Below are 22,292 nucleotides of genomic sequence, written 5' to 3'. Positions count from 1 at the left end.
GCTCAGGCCTTCTCTGCGCGGGCCCGCAGGGCGTCCACCGCGCGGGCCGGGTCTTCGGCACCGTAGACGGCGTTGCCCGCCACGAACACGTCGGCACCGGCTTCGGCGCAGCGCTCGATGGTCTGGTCCGACACACCGCCGTCCACCTGGAGCCAGACCTGGCCCCCGTGCTTGTCGATCAGGGCGCGGGCCCGGCGGATCTTGGGCAGCACCACGTCGAGGAACTTCTGCCCGCCGAACCCGGGCTCGACGGTCATCAGCAGCAGCATGTCGATCTCGCCCAGCAGGTCTTCGTACGGCTCGACCGGGGTGGCCGGGTTCAGCGCGAAGCCGGAGCGGGCTCCTGCGGCGCGGATCTGGCGCAGGGTGCGGACCGGGGCCTTGGAGGCCTCGGCGTGGATGGTCACGCTGCCCGCCCCGGCCTCGGCGTACGCCGGGGCCCAGCGGTCCGGGTCCTCGATCATGAGATGGCAGTCGAGCGGCGTCGAGGTGGCCCTGAGCAGGGACTCGACGACCGGCAGACCGAGTGTCAGGTTGGGCACGAAGTGGTTGTCCATGACATCCACATGCAGCCAGTCGGCGTTGGGGACCGCCGCGGCCGCCTCGGCGAGGCGGGCGAAGTCGGCGGACAGGATGCTGGGCGAGATCTGTACGGCCATGATGCGGCCGAGTCTATTGCGCGGCCCCCGGCCGCCCGTCATCGACGGGCCGCCCCGGGCCACCCCACCCCGGGCCGCCCCGGACGAGACAGCCCCGCCCGGCGCGGACCCACCGGCGGGACGGAGCCCGATCTGACCACCGCACTCCCCCAGCCGGGCGTCGAACCGGAGTGGTCCCACGTCTCGTCGACGGTCGCTCCCCCTGCCGGACAGCCGGGCGGATCGACCGGCGCGGGATCGTTATCCAACGGAGAGGCAACAGGGCGTACCCGGGCTGTGTCTCCTTGTTACAACGGGGCTAACCACTCTGCGCACAGGATGTGTCCATGGCCTCTCGCGCGTCCCGCCGGTCCGCGATCGCCTGGCGGGCGATCGTCCTCGCGTCGCTCCTCGCCGTGCTGGGCGGTGCCCGGCCGCTCTCACCGCCGTCCTTCCACGTGCCCGTCCCCTCCGCGGCCTCGCTGGAGGCCCAGGGCAGGTCCGTCAAGGTCTGGCAGACGCCCGTCGACCCCGAGACCGGCCTGCTCCTGACCGGGGACGTCGCCCTCGTCGAGCAGGAGCGGCGGCTCCTGGGCCTGGACGCGCGCACCGGGGCCACGCGCTGGGTCTCCTCCCTCGAGGATCCCGGCCTCATATGGGCGGGCGGCCGCTTCGTGCTCTCCGAGAAGCGGGTCGAGAGCCAGGAGGAGACCTACTCCCTCCTCACCGTTCTGGACGCGCGCAGCGGCGTCTCCCTCTGGACGGCGGTCTCCGGATTCCCCTCGGACGGTCCCTGGCGCCCCTACTTCTCCCTCATCGGGATGACGGCCCGGCACGCCCTCGTCAGCCTCCCCGCCCTCCGGAGCATCAGGGCGCTCGACCTGGCCGACGGCGGCGTCGCCTGGGAGACGGCGCTGCCCGGGGAGTGCAAGGCCCTGCCCGTCCCGGAGGAGTCCGACGACGACCCGGACGTCCACGAGGCGGCGGACGACCAGGTCGCCGTCATGCTCATGCGCTGCGGCGGCCGTACCCACCTGCTGGGACTGGCCTCCGGCGACGGCGAGCTCCGCTGGGACTGGCCGGTCACCGACCGGGACGTGACGGACCTCTCCCTCCGGGATGGTGTCACGGCCCTGCAGACCCCCCACTCCCTCACGCTCGTCTCCGCCGAGGGCACGGTCCTCTACGACTACGCGGCGGCCGACATCTGCGAGGGCCGCTGCCACCTGAAGGTCCTGGGCGACGCGGTGGTGGTCGCCCGAGGCGGCGGCGACGACACGGAGGACGACACGGCGACCGTGGTCGAGATGACCGACCGCAGGACAGGACGGCACGTCTGGACGCGCACGTTCGAGGGCTCCTCCGGCTACGGGCTCCAGACCGCGGGCGACCGGCTCTACATGGAGCACAGGCTCCCCCCTCCCCTGGAACACCTGGTCCTGGACCTCCTGGACCCCGCGACCGGCCGGACCGTCCTCACCACGGCCGACCCGATGACGGACGACGACGGCGCAACCGTGGTGGTGGACCGGTACGGGAGCCTCTTCTACGCCCTCTCCGGGGCCGGCGAGAAGCCCGTCCTGACGGCCTTCCGGCTCCTGCCCGGTCCCGGCGATCCGAGCTGGGCGGCCCGCGGCGGCGTCCCGGTGTCGGCGTGGCCGGACGCGTGCGCGCTGCTCCCCGGCGGACCGGGGATCCGCGCCGGGCGTCCGGCCCCCGCCGAGCTCTCCCTGCCGGGCTCCGTCACGTGCGAGCTCAGGCCGGCGTCCTCCGGACCGGGCCCCGTGGTGAAGGTGTCGATCCTCTGGGTGCACCCGTCCGTCGGAGAGGCCAGAGAGGCGACGGGGAACAAGGGGCTGAGGGAGCCCTCCGGATGGATCGCGTCCGTCGCCGACGAGGCGCTCTTCCTCGACGACACCCTCACCGACGCGGCGCTGATCCGGGCCGGGCCGATCCTCGTGACCGTCGAGGCGCTCGGAGACCCGGCCCTGACCAGGCGGTCGGTGACGGCGGTGGCGGAGAACCTGCGCACAGGACCCTGGGGAGGCGGCCGATGACGACCGGGACGGCTCCGCCGCCGACGCAGGAGAGCGACGGCGGGGCGGAGCCGGGAAGGATCATCCGGGCACGCAGGTGGATCGTGACGGCCGTGGCCGGGGCGCTGGCGACGCTGGTGAGCACGGTGATCCTCGGCGCCTGGCCCTGGCTGCTCGACCGGTGGGCCGACCTCAGGGGACAGCCGCACCTCATCACGACGGCCTACGCGGAGGAGGTCAGGGTCGGAGAGACCGTGGCGTTCCGGCGGCCGCTCCCCCTCGGCCCGGGACGGACCCTGCTGCCGCCCGGCAGCCGGGACAAGGACGTCCTCGACCTGCTCCGGCGGGAGAAGGCCGCCCGGACGCACGGCATGACCGTCACCGTCGTGCTGAGAAGCACCCGGCGCGAGACGATCCGGATCCTCGACGTCCGCCCGCGCATCCTCCAGACCGCCCCCTCCTGGAACGGCGCCTGCATGTTCTTCCCCGCGCAGGGAGACGCGCCCGTCTACGAGGTCGCCGCCAACCTCGACGACCTGCGCCCCGGCAAGGGACGCAAGGGGGGCTTCCTGAAGAAGAACCTCGACCTGGTGGAAGGGGAGAGGGCCACCGTCGAGATCTCCGCCACCGCCGCGAAGCGGTACTACCTGTGGGACGTCCAGGTGGACTACCTCTACGGCGACTCGCCCGAGGTCCGGCACGTCTACGTCAGGGATCCGGCCGGAGAGGAGTTCCGGCTGACCGGCGAGGCGAGGAGATACCGGGAGTACTACTCCCCTCCCCCGTTCTCCAACGACTACCGGCGCGTCACCGGGGAGAAGACATGCTGACAGCCGGCCGGGCCGCCCGCTGGGGCGCCGCGCTCCTGCTGCTCGTCGCCGTCGCCCCCTGGCCCTCCTCGCGTCCCTCCGTCCCCCGGATCACCGGCTTCGCCGAAGACTGGCGGGTGGAGCTGCCCGAGGCCCCGCAGGGCTCCGGCCAGGCTCTGGTCGGCGACGCGGTCGTGATGCGGACCGGTGACCTGCTGACGGCCCGCGACGCCGCGACCGGGGCCGAACGCTGGAGCCACCGGACCACCGGCGGCTGGATCTCCGGCTGGGCGGCCCCCCTGCCGGCGCTGGTCGTCGACATGGCGCGGCCGGACCGGACCGAGCCCACGCACAGCGTCATCGGGCTGTCCGCCAGGACCGGCCGGGTGCTGTGGCGCAGGACCGGGCTCGCCGCCGCGGGCATCTGGCGCGCGCCGTACGGCGGCGCCGCCCCGACCGGCGTGGTCGTCACCCGACGCGCGCCGTTCACGCTGGTGGGGACGGCCGCCGGCACCGGCGCCGACCTGTGGACGGTGCCGCTGCGCTGCGCGGACGCCGGCCGCGCCATCGAGGAGTCGGCCTCCGACGGGCGCGGTGCCGTGGTGCTCTACCGGTGCGGCCGCCGATCCCACCTCCTCGCCCTGGACACCGTGACCGGGACCCGCCGGTGGAGCACGCCGATCACCGCGACCGCCACCCGCCTCACCCTCGATCAGGGAACGGTCACGGTCCACCACCGCAACGCCCTGTCCGTCTTCGACGACCGGGACGGCAGGCTCCTCACCCGCCTCGACGGCTGCTGGAACGGCTGTACGGCGCAGCGCGCCGGCGGGCGCATGCTGCTGTCACACGAGACCGGGAGCGGAGGGGTGCTGGAGGCCGTCTCCCTGCCCGGCCTCACTCCGCTCTGGCGCCGCGCCCTGCCCACGCCCCGGGCGCTGGGCCAGCCGGAGGCCCCCTACCAGAGTGGCTGGACGAGCGGCGGGATCTACTTCGCCGTCCCCAGGCCCGTGCGGGACGGCGCCCCGGCCCGCGTGCACGCCGTCGACCCGGCCACGGGGACCACCAGGGAGTTCAGGCTCCCCGATTTCGGCCTGCCCTTCGCGAGGGCCGGGAACCGGGTCTTCACCGTGCAGCAGATCGCGCCGCCGTCGCGTGCCCCCCGGTTCCGGGTCACCGCCTTCCGCTCGGCCTCTCCGGACCCGTGGGGGGAGACCCCGCCCGGGGCGGACAGGACACGGTGGCCCGATGCCTGTGAGGTGCTGCGGCGGCTGCGCCCGGCGAGCAGGCTGACGCGTCTGTGGAATCCGGTGACGTGCCAGGCGACGAGTGCCGAGGGGCACCGTCTCACCCTCCGCGTCCGGTGGCAGGCGCCGGACCGGGCCTCCGCCGCTCTTCTGTTCGCGAGGATACGGGAGGCCGGCGGCGGGATCACGGTCCCCGACGTCGCGGACGCGGCCTTCTCCGCCGGCCCGCGCTCGGAGATACTGATCTTCCTGTCCGGCCGGACGATCATCGATGTGCGGTCGGCGTACCTGCCCGTCGTGGCGGAGCTGCCCGCCCTGGCCCGGAAGGTCGCGAGCCTGCTGCCCGTCACGACGGCGTCGCGGGGGCCGGGCGAGGAGGTCGCCGCGCCCCCGCCCTCCCTTCCGGTGCCGCTCCCGGCCACCGCGGAGGCCATGGCCGTCCCCACCGGCCCCTCGGCGGTCCTGGCCGGATACCGGAACGGGAACACGACCGTCCTGATCGATCCCGGGACGGGACGGCCCGCGCCTGCGCGGCACCCGTTCACCGCGTTCTCCCCCGGCGGCCGCTGGGCGGCCGGGGTCAGCCCGGACTACATCAAGGGCCGGGACTACGCCTACGTGCTCGACCGGACCACCGGAAAGGTCGGGAAGCTGCCCGGCTTCGAGCATCCGCGCTGGCTGGGGGACCCCGTCTGGTCTCCGGGAGGCGACCTGCTCCTCACCGTGTGGGAGAGGGCGGACGAGGACGAGGACGGGGACGACAAGGTGTCGGTCGGGTTCGTCGTGCACTCACCCCGCGACGGCACCACCGGGTTCGTGCGCGTCGGCGACCCGCGCGCCGGCGGCAGCCACTACCAGTGGAACCGCGACGGCACCGGCGTCGCCACGGAACTCGCGATCGACTTCGCGGGGGACGGGACGTACGGCGCCGACGGGGAGGCCGACCTCCGGACCGTCGGCCGTTTCGACCTCCGGGGCAGGCCGGTGGAGGGTCCCGCGGCCCCCGGCCGCATGAGCGGGCTCGACGATTGGTACTCCCCCTCCCGCAACCGTTACGCGGTGGTCTGTCCCGGGCGGACCACCGACGTCTGCGTCCACGACGCCGGATCCGGCGCGCTGATCGCCCAGGTCGACCAGGCCGTCGGCCATCTTGTCTCCTGGTACGACGACGACGCCTTCGTGCTCAGGCGCCGGACCGGCGCCTCCCTCTCGATCACGGTCGTCGACCTGCTCCGCGGCCCGGTCGCGGACATCGCGCGATCCTCCGACGGCCGGGACGGCGACCTCAGGCTGTTCTTCGCCCGCCGCCCGGGAGGGTCAGCGCCGGCGTAGCAGTGCCAGGAACATCCCGTCGGTGCCGTGGCGGTGGGGCCAGAACTGGGCGTGGGGGCCCTCGCCCAGGCCGGCCACCTCCGGGAGGTAGGCACGGGCGTCGAGCGTCTCCACGTCGTCACGGCCGCGTAGGACGTCGCCGACCACGGTGGCGGTCTCGGCCAGGTGGGGCGAGCAGGTGACGTAGGCGACGACTCCCCCGGGGCGGACGGCCTCCAGGGCCGAGGTGAGCAGCTCGCGCTGGAGCCTGCCCAGATCCGGGAGGCTGCGGGGATCGCGCCGCCATCGGGCCTCCGGGCGGCGGCGCAGGGCGCCCAGGCCGGTGCAGGGGGCGTCGACCATGACCCGGTCGAAGACCCCCGGACGCCAGGCGGGGGCCGTGCCGTCGGCGGTGATCACCGCGGCCTCGCGGGTGGTCTGCCGGACCAGGCGGGCGCGGTGGTACTGGAGCTCGGCGGCCAGGAGGTTGGCCCCTCCGGGGAAACCGACGGGGCCGGGAGACCCGCCGGACGCGCCGTCCGGGAGGCCGGCTCCGCCGCCGTGGACGGCGATGGCGTCCAGGAGCCCGGCCTTGCCGCCGGGGCCCGCGCACAGGTCGAGCCAGCGGGTGTCGCCACCGGCCACCGGGACGCGGGTCAGCGCCAGGGCGACGAGCTGGCTGGCCTCGTCCTGCACGGCGGCGCGCGCCTCGGCCACGGCGCGGATGGAACCGGGGTCGCCCTCGGTCAGGTAGGCCGCGTAGGGGGAGTATTCGGCCCGCTGGGCACCGGAGGCGAGAAGCTCGTCGACCGACGCGCGGCCGGGCCGGGCGACCAGGGTGACACGGGGCCGCTCGTTGTCGGCGGCCAGCAGGGCGGCGGTCTCGTCGAAGTCGCCGCCCACGGCGTCGCGCATCGCGGTGACGATCCACCGGGGATGGCTGTGCGCCACGGCCAGGTAGCCGACCGGGTCCTCACCAGCGTCGGGGGCCACGATCGGCAGCCACTGCTCCAGGGAACGGCCGGCGACCTTGCGCAGCACGGCGTTGGCGTATTTCGACGCGCCGGTGCCCACCCGCAGCCGTACCAGGTCGACGGTCGTGCCCACCGCGGCGTGCGGGGGGACCCGGGTCTTGAGCAGCTGGTGCACGCCCAGGCGGATGGCGTCGAGCAGCGGCGGGTCCAGGTCCTCGGGGGCCCGGTCGCTGCACGCGGCGATGACCTCGTCGTAGGTGCCGAGGCCGCGCAGCGTGCCGTAGGCCAGCTCGGTGGCCAGGCCCGCGTCCCGCCCGGACAGGCGGCGCTCGCGCAGCAGCGCGGGCATCAGGAGGTTGGCGTAGGCGTCCCGCTCGTCCACGGCGCGCAGCAGGTCGTAGGCGGCGTTGCGGGCCTCGTCGCGGACCGGCTTGGGCGGACGGCCGCCCTTGCCGCCGCTCCTGCCGCCGCCGGAGCCCCGGCCGCCGGGCGCGCCGCCCGTCTGGCCGCCGCGTGAACGGCCTCCGGACCCACGCCCGCCACCGCGCGGAGCGTCTCCGCCGTTCCCCCGATTACTCATGATCCCTAGCCCAGCCGATCTTCGTCTGCGGGCCGCACACCGCGGGCCCACTCCCCCGCGCCCATCAGGCGCTTGCCCTGCGGCTGCACCTCACCCAGCTCGACCGGGTGGGTGGCCGTGCCGACCAGGACGGAGTTCTTGGACGCCGCGATCCGCCCGGGGTCCAGGGCCGGAGCGTCGGGCGCCGGCCGTACCGGGCCGAGCTTGACCCGCTGGCCGCGGAACTCCGTCCACGCGCCCGGCGCGGGCGTGCAGGCGCGGATGAGGCGGTCCACCCGCATGGCGGGCGCGGACCAGTCGACCCTGGCGTCGTCCACGCCGATCTTCGGTGCGAGGCTCACTCCTTCGGCGGGCTGGGGCACGGCCTCCAGCTTGCCGTCCTCGATCCCGTCCAGGGTCGCCACCAGCAGTCCGGCGCCGGACTCGGCGAGCCGGGCGAGCAGGTCGCCGCTGCTGTCGGCGGGCCGGACCTCCTCGGTGACCACACCGTAGACCGGGCCGGCGTCCAGCTCCCTGACGATCCGGAAGGTGGCCGCGCCGGTGATCTGGTCGCCGTGCAGCACGGCGTGCTGCACCGGGGCGGCGCCGCGCCAGGCGGGCAGCAGCGAGAAGTGCAGGTTGACCCAGCCGTGACGCGGGATGTCCAGGGCGGACTGCGGCAGGAGGGCTCCGTAGGCCACCACCGGGCAGCAGTCCGGGTCGATCCGCCGGAGCCGCTCCAGGAAGTCGGGGTCTCCCGCCTTCGGCGGCCTGAGGACCTCGATGCCCGCCTCCTCCGCCAGCTCGGCGACGGGGCTCGGGTGGACCTTGCGGCCCCGGCCCGACTGGGCGTCCGGCCGGGTGACGACGGCGACGACGTCATGGCGCGGCGAGTCGAGCAGGGCCCGCAGCGAGGGCAGGGCGGTGTCCGGGGTTCCGGCGAAGACCAGGCGCAAGGTTGTTACAGAGCCTTCCCGTGGGTGGCGTGCGGGGAGAACTTGAACGCGGGGGCCGACAGACCGCTCCACTCGGCCTCGCGGATCTCCTTCATGGCGAGCTTGCGCTGCTTGAGGTCCATCCGGTCGATGAACAGCACCCCGTCCAGGTGGTCGGTCTCGTGCTGGAAGCAGCGGGCCATCAGGTCGGTGCCCTCAAGGGTGACGGGCTCGCCGTGCATGTTGAGGCCCTTCGCCACGGCCCGGATCGCCCGGGGCGTGGGGAAGGACAGGCCGGGGAAGGACAGGCAGCCCTCCTCGCCCTCCTCGTCCTTCTCCTCGGAGAGGTCGAGGTTGGGATTGATCAGATGCCCGAGCTGCTCGTCCACGTAGTAGGTGAAGACCCGGAGCCCGACCCCGATCTGCGGCGCGGCGAGGCCGGCCCCGGGGGCGTCCATCATCGTGTCGGTCAGGTCCTTGACGAGCTTGCGCAGCTCCTTGTCGAAGTCCTTCACCGGCTCCGCGGGGGTGCGCAGCACAGGGTCGCCGAAAAGGCGGATCGACTGAATGGCCAACAGGGCTCTCCTCACACTTTTCGGGGATTCCCACAGTCTAAGGGCCGTGGGGAGTGTCCCTCGGATCTTCCGCTCGCACACGGCTCACCGGCGTGGTCCCCTGCCGTCCGGCGGCCACGCCGCCGCGCCGGCGGCACCGGGCTCCCCGCCCCGGCCGGCCCCGGCGATCCCCTTGCGGAACGGGCCTCAGCGCGAACGTGCCTTCATGGCCGCCTTCCGCGCGGCCTTGCCCACCGCCGCGTCGCTGTGGTGGGCGCCCAGCAGGTCCAGCACGGCGATCGTGTCGGGATGGTCGACCGAGGTCATCTCCTCGACGACGCGGACCAGGTCCTCACCGGGTTCGAGCATGTCGAACTCGCACATCACCTCGGGGGCGTTGCCGAGGTGGATCAGCGAGGCGAGCGTGTCGACCGCGATCCAGGTGCTGTCGGCGGGCGTCAGGGCGGGTGCCGGCAGGTCGCGGATGTGCAGCCAGGAGGCGGCGTAGCGCCACATGGCGGGCTCGCTGAGGGCCTCCCGCAGCGGGACCTCGGCCTCGGGGCCGAGCTCCTCCAGGATCGTGCCCACGGTGCCGCGCTGGCCGGCCGTACCGGATGCGGCGATCTTGACCAGCTCGCGGGCGGCGGCCTCCGGGGAGCGGGACTCCAGCCACACGGTGACGGCGCTGGGGGCGGCGGAGCGCTTCATGATCGCCTCGACCAGCTCGGCCGCGCCGAGGTCGGCGAAGACCGCGACCTCGGCCCCGGTGGGCGCGTCGTGGCCCTCGCGCAGCAGGTCCTGGCGGACCGCCCACATGCCCAGCGGGGTCAGCCGGGGCCAGCCCGCCCCGGACAGCTCGATGAGCCCGCAGTAGCCCAGCAGCGAGAGAGCGCCCTGCAGCTCGCCCGGGAGCGCGACGGCCAGCGCCCGCATCTCGGCGGGACGGGCCTCGCAGGCCACCTCGTGCGACTGGAGGATGCCCTTGACCAGGGTGGCGGGAGACAGGCCGTCGCTCACGGCGTACATCGTGGCGAGCATCTCGGCGAGGTGGTCGTCCACCACCGAGGACCCGGTCAGGCTGTCGTCCGCGCGGTCCAGGACGTCCATGACCACGCCGTCCCAGAACCCCAGCAGCGCCGCGGAGGGCAGCTCGGCGGAGAGCGCCAGCGGGCCGGCCGTCGCCACGCCCCGGGAGATGCGGACCATGCCGGTGTTGACCGCGACCACCCAGAGCAGGTGCAGCCGCGCGGGGTTGGGCACTCCGAGCTCGGCGCAGGGCAGGAACGGGTCGGGCAGCAGGCCCTCGGGGGTCACCTCGCGGGTGCCGGTCCACGCCGCCAGCCGCTGGGCGTCCAGCACCAGGGGGACGCGGAGCACGGCGGCCGCGAGCTCGTCGTCGGCGGAGAGCACGACCGGCGGGAAGCTCAGCACCTCGGTGCCGCAGCCCGCGCAGTCGCAGTCCTTGTCGTCGGGAGAGGTCGCGTCGAGCACGGCCGCGCGTGCCTCACGGGACCCCGATCCCAGCTCGTCGACCAGCCTGCGCAGTTCGCCGAGATCGAAGACGTTGCCGGTGTTCCCGCTCTTTGCCACCCGTGAAACTTACTGCACTGGAGCCACACGGGTGTACGGCTAACCGATAGCCCGCGACCGTGCTTTGAAGGCGGCCTTGCGGGCGGCCTTGGCCACGTTCTGGTCGTTCAGGGAGCGGCCCAGCAGCTCAAGGACCTCGACGACCTCAGGATGGTCCACCCGCCACATCTCCTCGATCACATGGGCCGGCGGGCCGGATGCGGCCATGTTCTCGGCGAACGTCTCCGGGTCGTCCTCGGCGGCGGAGATGGCCAGGGCGAGCATGTCCACGCTCATCCAGAGCACCTCCTCCTGGGAGAGCGCCGGGGCGGCCAGGCCCCGCGTGGAGAGCCAGTGGATGGCGTGCGGGCGGAGCTCGGTCTCGTCGAGGAAGCGGCGGACCGCGGGCTCGGCGTCCGGGCCGAGCCGGTCCACGATCGTGACGGCGATGCCCCGGACGACCGACGGCGCGCCGGAGGCGGCGCCCAGCAGCTCGGTGGCGGCCTGCTGCGGGGTCCTGCTCCGCAGCCAGCCCTCGATGTCGGCCTCGGCCATCTCGGTGGGCATCCCGGACAGCAGCCCCTCGATGAGCTCGGGAGCGTCGGCGGCGGTCAGGTCGGCCGCCTCGGGCGCCTCGATGCCCAGGTCGGTGTAGTGCTCCCGCAGGCCCCAGACGGCCAGCGCGGTCAGCTCCAGGGTCTCCTCGCTCCGCTCGGCGATCCCGCAGTAGGCCAGCCCGCGCACGGCCTCGGCGACGTCGACCTCCCCGTCGTCGAGCAGCCCGATCTCCTCGAGGTACTCCATGACGAGGGGGATCGGCACCGGCGCCTGCAGCCGGTAGAGCATGTCACACAGGCCGTAGAGCTCCTCGTCGAGGGAGAGGTCGCCGGTCACGGCCCCGCCGGTCTCCTTCTCCACGAGGAACTCCACCACCGCGGCCCACGTGTCGAGCGGGTCGAAGTCCTCGCCGTCGAAGATGGCGGTGCCCTCGACCTCGACCAGGCCGGTGTGCACCGCCAGCTCCCACAGGAGGCCGGGGGCGGCCACCGCGAGCTGGGCGGTCGCCTCGGCCGCGTCGCGGACCCGCAGGCGTCCCTTGACCGTCGGCGTGCGGCCTCCGGCCAGCATCCACTGGACCAGCCGCCGGGCGTCGGTGACCAGGGGCACCCGCAGGGCGCTCTCGGCGAGCATCTCGCGGGGGGCCAGCCGTGCCGGGGGCAGGGGGGAGCATCCCGGGCAGTCGCAGAACTCGGCGGCGGGCTCCTCCGCCGCCGACACCGAGACGTCGCCCTCCTCCAGCGAGTCGGCGCCCATCGCGCTGAACAGGCTCTTGGCCATGCCGAACTTCGAGGTGTCGGCCAGCGCGATCGGCATCTCGGGCTCGATGCGGTCCAGGAGGGCCCGCATGCGGGCGGCCATCTTGCCGCCGATCTCCTCGGTCGCGAGCAGGAAGTCGACCAGGGTGCGGGCGGCGGCAACGGTCTCGGGGGCACTTTCCGGCGGGGCGATGACCTTGCGCGGATAGATGTTGAGCAGCAGTTCCTCGAAAGTGACCGGGGTGAAATCACCCAGCTCGTTCACGTCCAGATAATCGCTCGCGTAGTCGCAGAGCAGCCGCACCTCGTCCACGTCAACGTCCAGGCCGCACGCGCGCCCCCACGCACGTAGATCGTCTACGGCCTGATTTACCCATTCGATCGACACAGGGGAAAATTAACGGCTTACTGTCAGCACCGCGAATCGGGGAAACAACTCAAATCACATCGAGAGGGTCAATGCATACCCTGACCACCTCGGGAGCCTTGCGCGCCGACCGGACCCCGACGGCCCCCTTCAACGCGGCGGCCAGCGCCGGTCCCGCCCCTCTCGGAACCCGCAGCATGGCACGTTCCCGCACCTGGTCACCCCTGGGCGAGTCGACCGGGACGGGCCCGAGAACCTGCGCCCCCTCCGGCAGGACCACCTCCCCGAGCATTTCCCTGACCGCCGCGGGGGAGCCGGTCAGCGTGGCCATCCTTACCGCCGGGGGGAAACCTAGTTCTGTCCTGTCGGCCAGTTCCCGTTCGGCGTGGGTGACCGGATCCCAGCGCAGCAGCGCCTGCACGGCGAGCACCGAGGAGTCGGCCAGCACGACCAGCTCGGCCCGGGGCCGCAGCAGCGCCGCGGCGTTCATCCAGCGGCGGAGCGTCTCCTCGGCGACCCGCAGGTCCGGCCGGCCCAGCAGCGCCCAGCCGTCCAGCAGCACGGCCGCCGCGTAACCGCCCTCGGCCACCGGCTCGGCCCCCGGGGTGGCCACCACCAGTGCGCGGGCGGCGCCCACCGTGGCGAGCACGCCGTCCTTGCCCGAGGTCCTGACCTGGACCGAGGGGAAGGCCCGCCCCAGCTCCTCGGCCGTACGGCGGGCGCCGACCACCTGCGCCCGCACCCGGACGCCGCCGCAGGCGGCGCAGCGCCACTGCCCCGCGATCCGGCCGCACCAGCGGCAGTAGGGGGCGGCGTGGCCGCCGCGCAGCGCGAGCGGCCCGCTGCAGTGCCCGCAGCGGGCCGGGGCCCGGCAGTTCTGGCAGGCCAGCGCGGGCAGGTATCCCCGCCGGGGGACCTGCACCAGCACCGGGCCGGCCGTGAGCCCGGTCCGCAGCGCGCGCCAGGCGAGGCTGGGCAGCCGGGCCGCCCTCGCCGCCTCGTCCCTGGCCAGCTCGGAGTCCTCCCCGGCCGGCCGGACCCTCGGGGCCCTGGTCCTGACCGTCTCGCGCGTGGCGGCGATGGTGCCGGCCCAGCCGGTGGCGACGAGCCGGGTGGCCTCGGCCGTACGGGCATAGCCTCCGATGAGCAGGCCGGCACGGCTCTGGTGGGCCCGGAGCGCGAGGATCTCCCGGGTGTGCGGGTACGGCGCGAGCCGCTCGGCGTGCAGGTCGTCGCCGTCGTCCCAGACCACCGCCAGCCCGAGGTCCCGCACCGGCGCGAACGCCGCCCCCCGGGTGCCGACGACGGCGCGCGCCTGTCCCCGGAGCACCCGCAGCCACCGGCGGTAGCGCTCGGCGGGCCCCAGGTCGGCGGTGAGCGCCACGTGCGCGCCGGGCTCCAGGGCGGCGCTCAGCGCCGCGTCGGCCAGCGTCACGTCCTTGCCGTCGGGGAGCACCACGAGCGCGCCCCTGCCGCCGCGGAGGGTCTCCCGGACGGCCACCGCGACCGCCGTGGCCCACTGCGGCCCGCCCTCCCCCGTCCCGGGCAGCGCGGTCCACACCGAGCGCGGGGAGAGCCCCCCGGCGAGGGCCGCCAGGAACGACTCCCCGTCCGGGTAGTCGGCCCAGGGGCCCGGTCCGGCCTCCCGCGCCGGCTCGGGGCCGTCCGGCGGCTCGGCGTCCGGGGGCGGGGGGACCGCCTCGGCCTCCACCTTGGCGTGGCGGGGCGGGACGGCCAGGCGCAGGACGTCGGCCAGGGTTCCGGCGTAGCGGTCGGCCACGGCGCGGGCCAGCGCGACGATCTCCGGGGTCAGCACCGGCTCGGGCGAGACGACCTTCTCCAGCCGGGCCAGCTTGCCCTCGTGCTCGCTGGCCTCCAGCCGCTCCAGCAGGAAGCCGTCGACGAGTTTCCCCGCGAAGCGGACCCGGACCCGGACGCCCGGCACCGCGTCGGCGTCCGCCGCGGCCGGGACGATGTAGTCGAACGGCCGGTCCAGGTGCGGCAGCGGGGTGTCCACGGCCACCCGCGCGACCGGCAGCACGGCGGCCGGCTCCGGCACCCCCTTGGCCGGCTTGGCGGGAACGGGCGCGGGCCGCTCACGTACGGCGTCGAGCGGCAGCAGGGCGCCGTCGTCTGGTGAGGGGCTGGCGTGGGTCACCCACTTGTCCTACCAGATCCCGGGGGCGGTGAAGGCGGCCGCCCGGCGGCACGCGACCGCCCGGGGAATGCGGCCCGCCGGGACCGCGCCCGGCGCGGGAAGCGATCGGCCAGTGGGTCACGCCCGACACGGAGAACACCCCGGCGATACATCAGGCGGAAGGGGACCCCTCCCTCAACACCGTCTGACTGCTGCGGAACGCCGGAGCGCACGGTGCCCCACTGGCCGCGTCCATCATGACCTCCGTCACCGGTATCCCGCATCGGGCGATGTGCCTATGGAGGTGCCTGACCGTCGTTTTCGGCCACCCAGGCGGCCACCTGGGTGCGCGAGGCGAGGCCGCCCTTGGCGAGGATGTTGCGGACGTGCGCGTCCACGGTGCGCTTGGCGATGTCCAGCCGGACGGCGATCATCGGGTTCGACAGCCCCTCGGTGATCAGCTCGGCCACCTGGAGCTCCCGGGCGCTCAGCGTGCCGGTGACCGCCCGCGCGACCCGGCCGGGCTGGTGGGTGCGGAGGGACCGCCCAGCGCCCCGCAGCGGCTCCTGTACGGCCGGCCGCCACCGGCCCCCGGACGGTTCCAGCCCGACCTCCCGGTAGGCCTCCAGCATCCTGTGGCGGCCTTCCGCGTCGCGGAGCACCACCGACCGCTCGACCAGGCCGGCCAGGACCGGCGCCACCCGGTCCGGCCCGAGTCCGGCGCCGCAGGCCCGCTCGGCGGCGGCCAGGTCGAAGGGGCCGGGCAGCGCCGACAGCAGTGCCCACAGCCTGCGCTGCTCGTCGTCGCAGAGCCGGTGGCTCCACTGGACGGCCGCCCGCAGGTCGCGGTGGCGTGGCAGCACGCTCCTGCTGACCCCGGTCAGCAGCGTGAGACGGTGGCGCAGCCGCTCCAGCAGGTCCCGGGCCGAGAGGGAGCGCATCCGGGTGGCGGCGAGCTCGATCGCCAGCGGCAGCCCGTCCAGCCTGGCGCAGATCTCGGCGACCACCGGCGAGACGGCCGGCGTCAGGGCGAAGCCGGGGTCGGCGGCCACGGCCCGGTCCTCGAACAGCCGCACGGCCGACGGCAGCGGCAGCGGCGCCAGTCCCAGCACCCGCTCCCCCGGCAGGCCCAGCGGCTGGCGGCTGGTGGCCACCACCACGATCCTCGACGCCCTGCCGAGCAGGGCCTCCACCAGTCCGGTCACCTCGCCGAGGAGATGCTCACAGGTGTCGAGCACGACGAGCAGCCGCCTGTCGCCCAGCGCCGAGGCGATCTCCGGCGGCGAGAGCGCGCCGCCCGCCTCCAGCGTCTCGGCGACGGCGGCCGCCGGATCGGCCGCACCCGACAGCTCGACCCGCCAGACCCCGCCGGTGAAGCCACGGCGCAGGGTGTCGGCCAGGCGCAGGGCGGTGCGGGTCTTGCCCACCCCCGCGGGGCCGGTGAGGGTCAGGAGCCTGGTGCCGGCGAGGTGCTGCAGGCCCTCGGCCAGTTCCTCGGCCCGTCCCACGAAACTGGACAGGTCCACGGGCAGATTCCCCGGCCGCCTCGCCATTTTCGCCCCCCGTGTCCGCCGAAACGCTACCAGGCGGTATTCACGCGTTCTCCGGAGCCGCGGAGCTCCCCCGGCGCCGCCGGGTCGCCCAGGCCGCGACCTGGGTGCGCGCCGAGAAGCCGAGCTTGGCCAGGATGTGCTCGACGTGGGAGTCGACGGTCCGCTGCACGACCATCAGCCGGTGGGCGATCTGCCGGTTGGTCAGCCCCTCGGCGACCAGTTCGGCGACCTCCCGCTCCCTGCGGGTGAGCGGCGCCCAGCCCGAGTCGCGGCGTACGGCGGCGCCCCCGGCGGCCCCCTCCTCGCCGAGCGCGTAGGCGATCGCCCCCTCCAGGCCGAGCGCGGCCCCCTCGCGGGCCGCCTGGTCGAAGTCCCGGCGCGACAGGCTCCGCCTGACCAGCTCGGTGCAGCGAGCGCTGTCCTCGACCATCAGGGGGTAGTCCCGCAGGCCCTTGTCCCGCCAGCCGGTCCGGGCCGCGCTGAGCAGCCGCCCCGCCCTGGCCGGCTCGCCCCGGTCCACCGCGGCGGCGGCCAGCAGCTCCAGGCAGAGCACGATCGCCATGGCGTCGGAGAAGTGCCTCTTCACCTGTAGCGAGTCGCGCGCGTACGAGGCCGCCCGCTCCGCGTCGCCCTCGGCCATGGCGACCAGCCCCAGCCCGTAGTCGGCGTAGGCGCGCGCCCACACGTTCCCCTGCTCCTCGCAGAGCCGCCGGCAGCGCAGGAAGACCTCCCTGGAGGCCGCGGTCTCGCCGCGCCAGATCAGGCTCAGGCCCAGCTCGACCATCGACGGCAGGAACACCTCGGGGAGTCGCGCGCCGGGGCCGAGCCGGTCCACCACGGCGCGCAGCCGGGCCTCCCCGCCGCGCAGGTCGCCCTCGATGACGGCCAGCGTGCCGCTCAGCTTGAGCTGCAGGAGCCGGACCATGTCGCCGCCGGACGGGGAACGGCGCCTGCACCGTTCCAGCAGCAGCCGCGCCTCGCCCAGATGCCCCCGGGCGATGGCGATGTAGGCCAGTATGAGCGTCGCCCACGACCACGACTCGGTCCCGGGCGGGCAGCGGGCGAGCAGCCGCTCCAGGTGGTGGTGGCCCTCCCGGAGCATCCCGCAGGCGATCCAGAGGTACCACAGCGTCGAGGCCATGTTCAGGCCCGTCTCGTGCTCGGCCGGGTCCTCGGCGCACAGGTCGAGGGCCGCGCGGATGTTGGGCCAGTCGCGCCGGATCCGCCCCCACAGCTCCACCTGGTCGGCCTCCGGGCCGGCCGCCCGTCCCCGGTGCGCCAGTTCGAGGTAGTGGCGCAGGTGGCGCCGGCGCAGCCACTCGCGTTCCCCGCTCTCCAGCAGCCTGGCGGCGCCGTACTCCCGGATGATGTCCAGCAGCCGGTAGACCGTGCCCTCGCCCCGTCTGACCGGGATCACGATGGACTTGTCCACCAGGCCGAGCAGGGCGGGCAGGATCCGCTCGGCGGGCAGCGCCCCGTCGGCGCAGACGCCCTCGGCCGCGGCGGCGTCGAAGGTCGAGACGAAGACCGGCAGCCGCGACCAGAGCAACCGCTCGTCGTCGGTGCACAGCTCGTGGCTCCATTCGACGGTCGCGCCGACGGTCGGGTGCCGCCTGCCCGCCGTGAGGCCCGACAGCAGCCAGAGCCTGTCGTCGAGCAGGCCGAGGATGCGGCCGATCGGGAGCGTGCGCATCCGGACGGCGACCAGCTCGATGGCCAGGGGGATGCCGTCGAGCCTGGCGCAGATCTCGGCGACCTGGGCGGCGTTCTCGGCGGTGAGCGCGTAGTCCGGGTCGACGGCGGTGACGCGCTCCAGGAAGAGCGCGACCGAGTCGCAGCGGGCGAGCACGGCCACGGACTCCACCGCGCGCGGGCCGGGCAGGGGCATCGGCGCGAGCGCCACGATGTGCTCGCCGGGCACGCCGAGCGACTGCCTGCTGGTGGCCAGGATCCGCAGTTCGGGACTGCTCTCCAGGAGGGTCTGCGCCAGCCGCGCGCAGGCGTCCACGAGATGCTCGCAGGTGTCCAGGAGCAGCAGGGTCTGCCGGTCGCGGAGATGGTCGGCCAGCGCCTCGACGTCCGGGCGGTCCGACGGGTCCGCCAGGTCCAGCGCCTGGGCCACGGCCTCCTCCAGGTGACCGGGATCGCTCACCCCGGCCAGTTCCACGAACCGGACGCCGTCGGAGAAGGCCCTGCGCACCCCGGACGCGGCCTCGACGGCCACCCTGGACTTGCCGATGCCCGCGCCCCCGGTGACGGTGACCAGCCTGGAGCCCTGGAGCAGGCGCCTGACCTGGCGGACCTCCTCCTTGCGCCCCACGAAGCTCGTGGCCTCCACCGGTAGTTCGCCCGTCCCCGACCGCCCGCTCACATCTCTCCCTAAAGATCTTGAAAAGAAGAAGCTACACAGGGATCGACGTCTCAGGGTCGCGGGTGGTGGTCAGGGCCCGGCGGGACGGGCTGCCCGCAGACGCGACAGCCCCCGTGGGAGGTCCCACGGGGGCTGCGGTGGAGCGGGTCAGAGACCGGCGGCGGCGCGCAGGGCCTCGGCGCGGTCGGTGGCCTCCCAGGAGAACTCCGAGCGGCCGAAGTGACCGTAGGCGGAGGTCGCCGAGTAGATCGGGCGCAGCAGGTCGAGGTCGCGGATGATCGCGGCCGGGCGCAGGTCGAAGACCTGGAGCACGGCCTGCTGGATCTTGTCGATCTCGACCTTCTCGGTGCCGAAGGTCTCGACGAACACGCCGACCGGGTGCGCCTTGCCGATGGCGTAGGCGACCTGGACCTCGGCGCGGTCGGACAGACCGGCGGCCACGATGTTCTTGGCGACCCAGCGCATGGCGTAGGCGGCCGAGCGGTCCACCTTGGACGGGTCCTTGCCGGAGAAGGCGCCGCCGCCGTGGCGGGCCATGCCGCCGTAGGTGTCGACGATGATCTTGCGGCCGGTCAGCCCGGCGTCGCCCATCGGGCCGCCGATCTCGAAACGGCCGGTCGGGTTGACCAGCAGGCGGTAGCCCTCGGTGGCGATCTCCAGGCCGGCGAGCACCGGGTCGACCACGTGCTCCTTGATGTCCGGCGCGAGCATCTCCTTGAGGTCGATCTCGGCGGCGTGCTGGGTGGAGACCACCACGGTGTCGAGGCGGACCGGGCGGTCACCGTCGTATTCGATGGTGACCTGGGTCTTGCCGTCGGGGCGGAGGTAGGGCACGGTGCCGTCCTTGCGGACCTGCGACAGGCGCTCGGCCAGGCGGTGCGCGAGCTGGATCGGCAGCGGCATCAGCTCGGGGGTCTCGCGGCAGGCGTAGCCGAACATCAGGCCCTGGTCGCCCGCGCCCTGGCGGTCGAGCTCGTCGACGCCCTCGCCCTCACGGGCCTCGTAGGCGTCGTCGACACCCTGGGCGATGTCGGGCGACTGCGCGCCGATGGACACCGACACGCCACAGGAGGCTCCGTCGAAGCCCTTGTGGGAGGCGTCGTAACCGATCTCGAGGATCTTCTCCCGGATGAGACCGGGGATGTCGACGTAGGTCTCCGTCGTCACCTCTCCGGCGACGTGGACCTGACCGGTGGTGATCAGCGTCTCGACCGCGACACGGCTCTTGGGGTCACCCTTGAGCATGGCGTCGAGAATCGCGTCACTGATCTGGTCGGCGATCTTGTCCGGGTGGCCCTCGGTGACCGACTCGGAGGTGAACAGGCGACGGGACAAGTCAGTGGCTCCTCATGCAGCGGCTGCTGGCGTCTGGGGGCTCTGGCGTCGACACGACACCAGTAGCGCTGAGCCGAAGTCTAGCCGTACCCGGAGCAGCGTCGCGAAACCATCTCGCGTCCAACTTCGGCGCGTCGCGCCGATTCACCCCCACAACCGGTCGGGAATCTGTACGGCCGGCCCGCGGCGAAGGCCGTGAGCTGGGCCGTTCCACGCCGAGACGGTGCCCGCGGAGGCCAGCACCGCGTCGTATTCCCTGGCCGCGACGATCGGCGCGCCCGCCCAGTCGGAGTGCCGCAGCTCGGGCTCGATCGCGGTCGCGGCCACCGAGTCGAGCTGCGCGCCCGACAGCGGGAAGGCCGGGTCGGCGCAGACGGCGTAGCGGCCCTCCCCGGTGGCGACGGCCAGCAGCAGGTCGAGCCGGCCCAGGCCGCTGAGCCGGGCCGTCCCGGCGGCCCAGTCGGTCGCGCCCATGCCGGAGAAGCTCCGGACGTAGACGACGTACAGGCGGACGCCGTGGCGGACCCGCAGTCTCGCGATGGCCGCCTCGACCTCTGCCTGGCGGCCGCCGAGCACGCCCGCCCGGTCGGTCACCGGCCCGGAGACCGCGACCGGCGGTTCCGGGACGGCGGCCGGCGGATCGGCGTGTGCCGCGGCCCCCCACGGGGAGAGCGACAGCGTCAGGATCAGCACGGCCAGAACGCGAACGATGTGCGGCATCCGCAGCCCCCGCAGCCGGGCCGGCCCCGGAGCCATCCCCTCGGCCGGCGCATCCCCAGGTGACCCGCGCGATCTCCGGACGACCCACCTGCACACGTGTTTCACACTAGGAGGTCACAGGTCGGGCAGCGGATCGGGGGGCAGCGTCTCGGGCGCGAACACCTCCGCGTCGGCGGCGCAGACCACCGCCGCGTACTCCTCGTCGATCTCGAACACCATGTCGCCGAGCTCGATGGCCGCGCCCGCGGAGAACTCCACCGGGCCGAGCCGCGTCCGGCGCGCGTGGGTGGCGTAGACCGAGGTCGGCGCGTCCTGGTCGAAGAACTTGGTGGACAGCACGGAGATCGAGCGGTCGGTCACCACGATCAGGAAGGTCGCCATCCCCGGCGAGCCGACCGACAGCGCGGGCAGGACGTAGCGCATGTCCTCCCCGGGAGGGAGCAGGGCGCGGCAGCGGGCCCTGACGACGGCGGGGACCGGCATGGTCAATTCCCTTCATGCTGCAACGTCGCAGGTCACTCCGGACGCAGTATCCGCCGTACGGGGAGGTCCGGCAAGCGGATCAGGGCAGCCGCCGGGCGACGAGATCCCAGACCGCGTCGGCGAGGTCCTCCTTGGGACCGCGCGGGATCTCCACCTGCTCGCCGTCGGCGGCCAGGACCACCGCCGCGTTGTCCGGCGTGCCGAAGGCGAGGTTGTCGCCCACCTGGTTGACGACGAGCAGATCGCAGCCCTTGCGGGCCAGCTTGGCCCGCCCGTTGGCCAGGACGTCGTCGGTCTCGGCCGCGAACCCGACGATCACCGACGGGTACGGCTTGAGCCCCTCGCGGCGGCGGTCGCCCAACTCGGCGAGAATGTCAGGATTTTTCACCAGATGGATGGGCTCGGGCTCGGCGGAGGTCTTCTTGATCTTCGAACCGCTCTGCGCCGAGGGCCGGAAGTCGGCGACGGCGGCGGCCATGACCACGGCGTCGGCGCCCTCCATCGCCTCCAGCACGGCGGCGCGCAGCTCGACGGCCGACTCCACCCGGACCACCGTGACCCCGGCGGGGTCGGGCAGGGCGACGTTCGCGGCCACCAGGACCACCTCGGCGCCGCGGGCGACGGCCGTACGGGCCAGGGCGTAGCCCTGCAGGCCCGAGGAGCGGTTGCCGATGAAGCGGACCGGGTCGATGGCTTCGCGGGTGCCCCCGGCGGAGATCACCAGACGGCGGCCGGCCAGGTCGGCGGGGCGCCCGGTCAGGACCCTGCGGCAGACCTCGAAGATCTCCTTGGGGTCGGGCAGCCGGCCGCGGCCGGTGTCGGCGCCGGTCAGGCGGCCCACGGCGGGGTCGATGACGATCGCGCCGCGCTCGCGGAGCGTGGCCACGTTGGCCCGGGTCGCGGGGTGCTCCCACATCTCGGTGTGCATCGCGGGGGCGAACACCACCGGGCACCGCGCGGTGAGCAGGGTGTTGGTGAGCAGGTCTCCGGCCAGCCCGTGGGCGGCCTTGGCGAGCACGTCGGCGGTGGCGGGAGCGACGACCACCAGGTCGGCGCCCTGTCCGATCCGGACATGGGGCACCTCGTGCACGGACTCCCAGACGTCGGCCGTCACCGGGTTGCCGGACAGGGCCGCCCAGGTCGGCTCGCCGACGAAGCGGAGCGCCTCCCGGGTCGGGACGACGCGGACGTCGTGACCGGACTCGGTGAGGAGGCGGAGCAGCTCGCAGGCCTTGTAGGCGGCGATGCCCGCGCTCACGCCGAGGACGACGGCGGGTTTACGGATCCGGTCCGGTCCGGGCGCGCGGCCGCGGTCCGTCACGTCGGGACCGGGCCCCTGGCTCCGGTCGTGCCCGTCGGCCTCGGCCGCCGGAGGCCG

The 22,292-nt window shown here is 74.2% G+C and carries 16 protein-coding genes; 3 read left to right on the top strand and 13 right to left on the bottom strand.

The annotated features are described in order from the left end of the window. Window positions 1-2 precede the first annotated feature (2 nt). Window positions 3-659, bottom strand: a complete 657-nt coding sequence (gene rpe / locus SROS_RS13710) for a ribulose-phosphate 3-epimerase (protein WP_012889533.1) — start codon at window positions 657-659, stop codon at window positions 3-5. Window positions 660-985: 326 nt separating this feature from the next. On the opposite strand from rpe, the gene SROS_RS13705 reads away from it, so the two are divergent. From SROS_RS13705 to SROS_RS13695, 3 genes are read left to right on the top strand one after another with little or no spacing between them, the layout of a single operon-like run. Further along, entirely contained in the window at window positions 986-2,695 is a 1,710-nt protein-coding gene (locus tag SROS_RS13705) for an outer membrane protein assembly factor BamB family protein (RefSeq protein WP_012889532.1), read from the top strand. Next, entirely contained in the window at window positions 2,692-3,504 is an 813-nt protein-coding gene (locus SROS_RS13700; protein ID WP_012889531.1) for a hypothetical protein, read from the top strand. The genes SROS_RS13705 and SROS_RS13700 overlap by 4 nt, the downstream gene beginning before the upstream one ends. Continuing rightward, on the top strand, window positions 3,498-6,062 hold the full coding sequence (locus tag SROS_RS13695; protein WP_012889530.1) for an outer membrane protein assembly factor BamB family protein: 2,565 nt from the start codon (window positions 3,498-3,500) through the stop codon (window positions 6,060-6,062). Before SROS_RS13700 ends, SROS_RS13695 begins: the two co-directional genes overlap by 7 nt. Here SROS_RS13695 and SROS_RS13690 read toward each other — a convergent pair. From SROS_RS13690 to coaBC, 12 genes are all read right to left on the bottom strand, one after another. Next, complete coding sequence (locus SROS_RS13690) at window positions 6,048-7,595, bottom strand: RsmB/NOP family class I SAM-dependent RNA methyltransferase (RefSeq protein ID WP_012889529.1); 1,548 nt, start codon at window positions 7,593-7,595, stop codon at window positions 6,048-6,050. The two genes, SROS_RS13695 and SROS_RS13690, sit on opposite strands and share 15 nt — an antisense overlap. Window positions 7,596-7,600: 5 nt before the next feature. After that, a complete protein-coding gene (gene fmt, locus SROS_RS13685) occupies window positions 7,601-8,530 on the bottom strand; it encodes a methionyl-tRNA formyltransferase (protein ID WP_012889528.1) in 930 nt (309 codons plus the stop codon). Window positions 8,531-8,535: 5 nt separating this feature from the next. Then, window positions 8,536-9,084 (bottom strand): peptide deformylase, encoded by a 549-nt coding sequence (def, locus tag SROS_RS13680; RefSeq protein WP_012889527.1) that lies wholly within the window; start codon window positions 9,082-9,084, stop codon window positions 8,536-8,538. A 186-nt stretch (window positions 9,085-9,270) separates the two neighbouring features. Beyond that, the gene (locus SROS_RS13675; RefSeq protein ID WP_012889526.1) at window positions 9,271-10,653 is read right to left on the bottom strand and encodes a hypothetical protein; all 1,383 of its coding nucleotides are present in this window, start codon (window positions 10,651-10,653) and stop codon (window positions 9,271-9,273) included. Between the two features lie 39 nt (window positions 10,654-10,692). Then, window positions 10,693-12,336, bottom strand: coding sequence for a hypothetical protein (locus SROS_RS13670; protein WP_043651977.1), 1,644 nt, complete (start codon window positions 12,334-12,336; stop codon window positions 10,693-10,695). Between the two features lie 49 nt (window positions 12,337-12,385). Beyond that, window positions 12,386-14,473, bottom strand: a complete 2,088-nt coding sequence (locus SROS_RS13665; RefSeq protein WP_012889524.1) for a primosomal protein N' — start codon at window positions 14,471-14,473, stop codon at window positions 12,386-12,388. Window positions 14,474-14,748: 275 nt separating this feature from the next. Beyond that, window positions 14,749-15,978 carry a LuxR C-terminal-related transcriptional regulator gene (locus SROS_RS13660; RefSeq protein WP_052316933.1) on the bottom strand — a complete coding sequence of 410 codons (1,230 nt, stop codon included), beginning with the start codon at window positions 15,976-15,978 and terminating at the stop codon, window positions 14,749-14,751. 67 nt (window positions 15,979-16,045) lie between these two features. Then, on the bottom strand, window positions 16,046-18,376 hold the full coding sequence (locus SROS_RS13655; protein WP_012889522.1) for an ATP-binding protein: 2,331 nt from the start codon (window positions 18,374-18,376) through the stop codon (window positions 16,046-16,048). 147 nt (window positions 18,377-18,523) lie between these two features. After that, entirely contained in the window at window positions 18,524-19,711 is a 1,188-nt protein-coding gene (gene metK, locus SROS_RS13650; RefSeq protein WP_012889521.1) for a methionine adenosyltransferase, read from the bottom strand. A 144-nt stretch (window positions 19,712-19,855) separates the two neighbouring features. After that, on the bottom strand, window positions 19,856-20,431 hold the full coding sequence (locus tag SROS_RS13645) for a TPM domain-containing protein (RefSeq protein WP_169369298.1): 576 nt from the start codon (window positions 20,429-20,431) through the stop codon (window positions 19,856-19,858). A 114-nt stretch (window positions 20,432-20,545) separates the two neighbouring features. Next, the gene (locus SROS_RS13640) at window positions 20,546-20,914 is read right to left on the bottom strand and encodes a hypothetical protein (RefSeq protein ID WP_012889519.1); all 369 of its coding nucleotides are present in this window, start codon (window positions 20,912-20,914) and stop codon (window positions 20,546-20,548) included. A gap of 79 nt (window positions 20,915-20,993) precedes the next feature. Continuing rightward, window positions 20,994-22,235: a bifunctional phosphopantothenoylcysteine decarboxylase/phosphopantothenate--cysteine ligase CoaBC gene (gene coaBC, locus SROS_RS13635; protein ID WP_012889518.1), complete on the bottom strand. Its 1,242-nt coding sequence runs from the start codon at window positions 22,233-22,235 to the stop codon at window positions 20,994-20,996. Window positions 22,236-22,292 lie beyond the last annotated feature (57 nt).

It is taken from the genome of Streptosporangium roseum DSM 43021, from assembly GCF_000024865.1.
GTDB classification, from domain to species: Bacteria; Actinomycetota; Actinomycetes; order Streptosporangiales; family Streptosporangiaceae; genus Streptosporangium; species Streptosporangium roseum.
The sequence above is the reverse complement of the archived record's forward strand: the minus strand, read 5'-3'. Positions and strand labels throughout refer to the sequence as shown.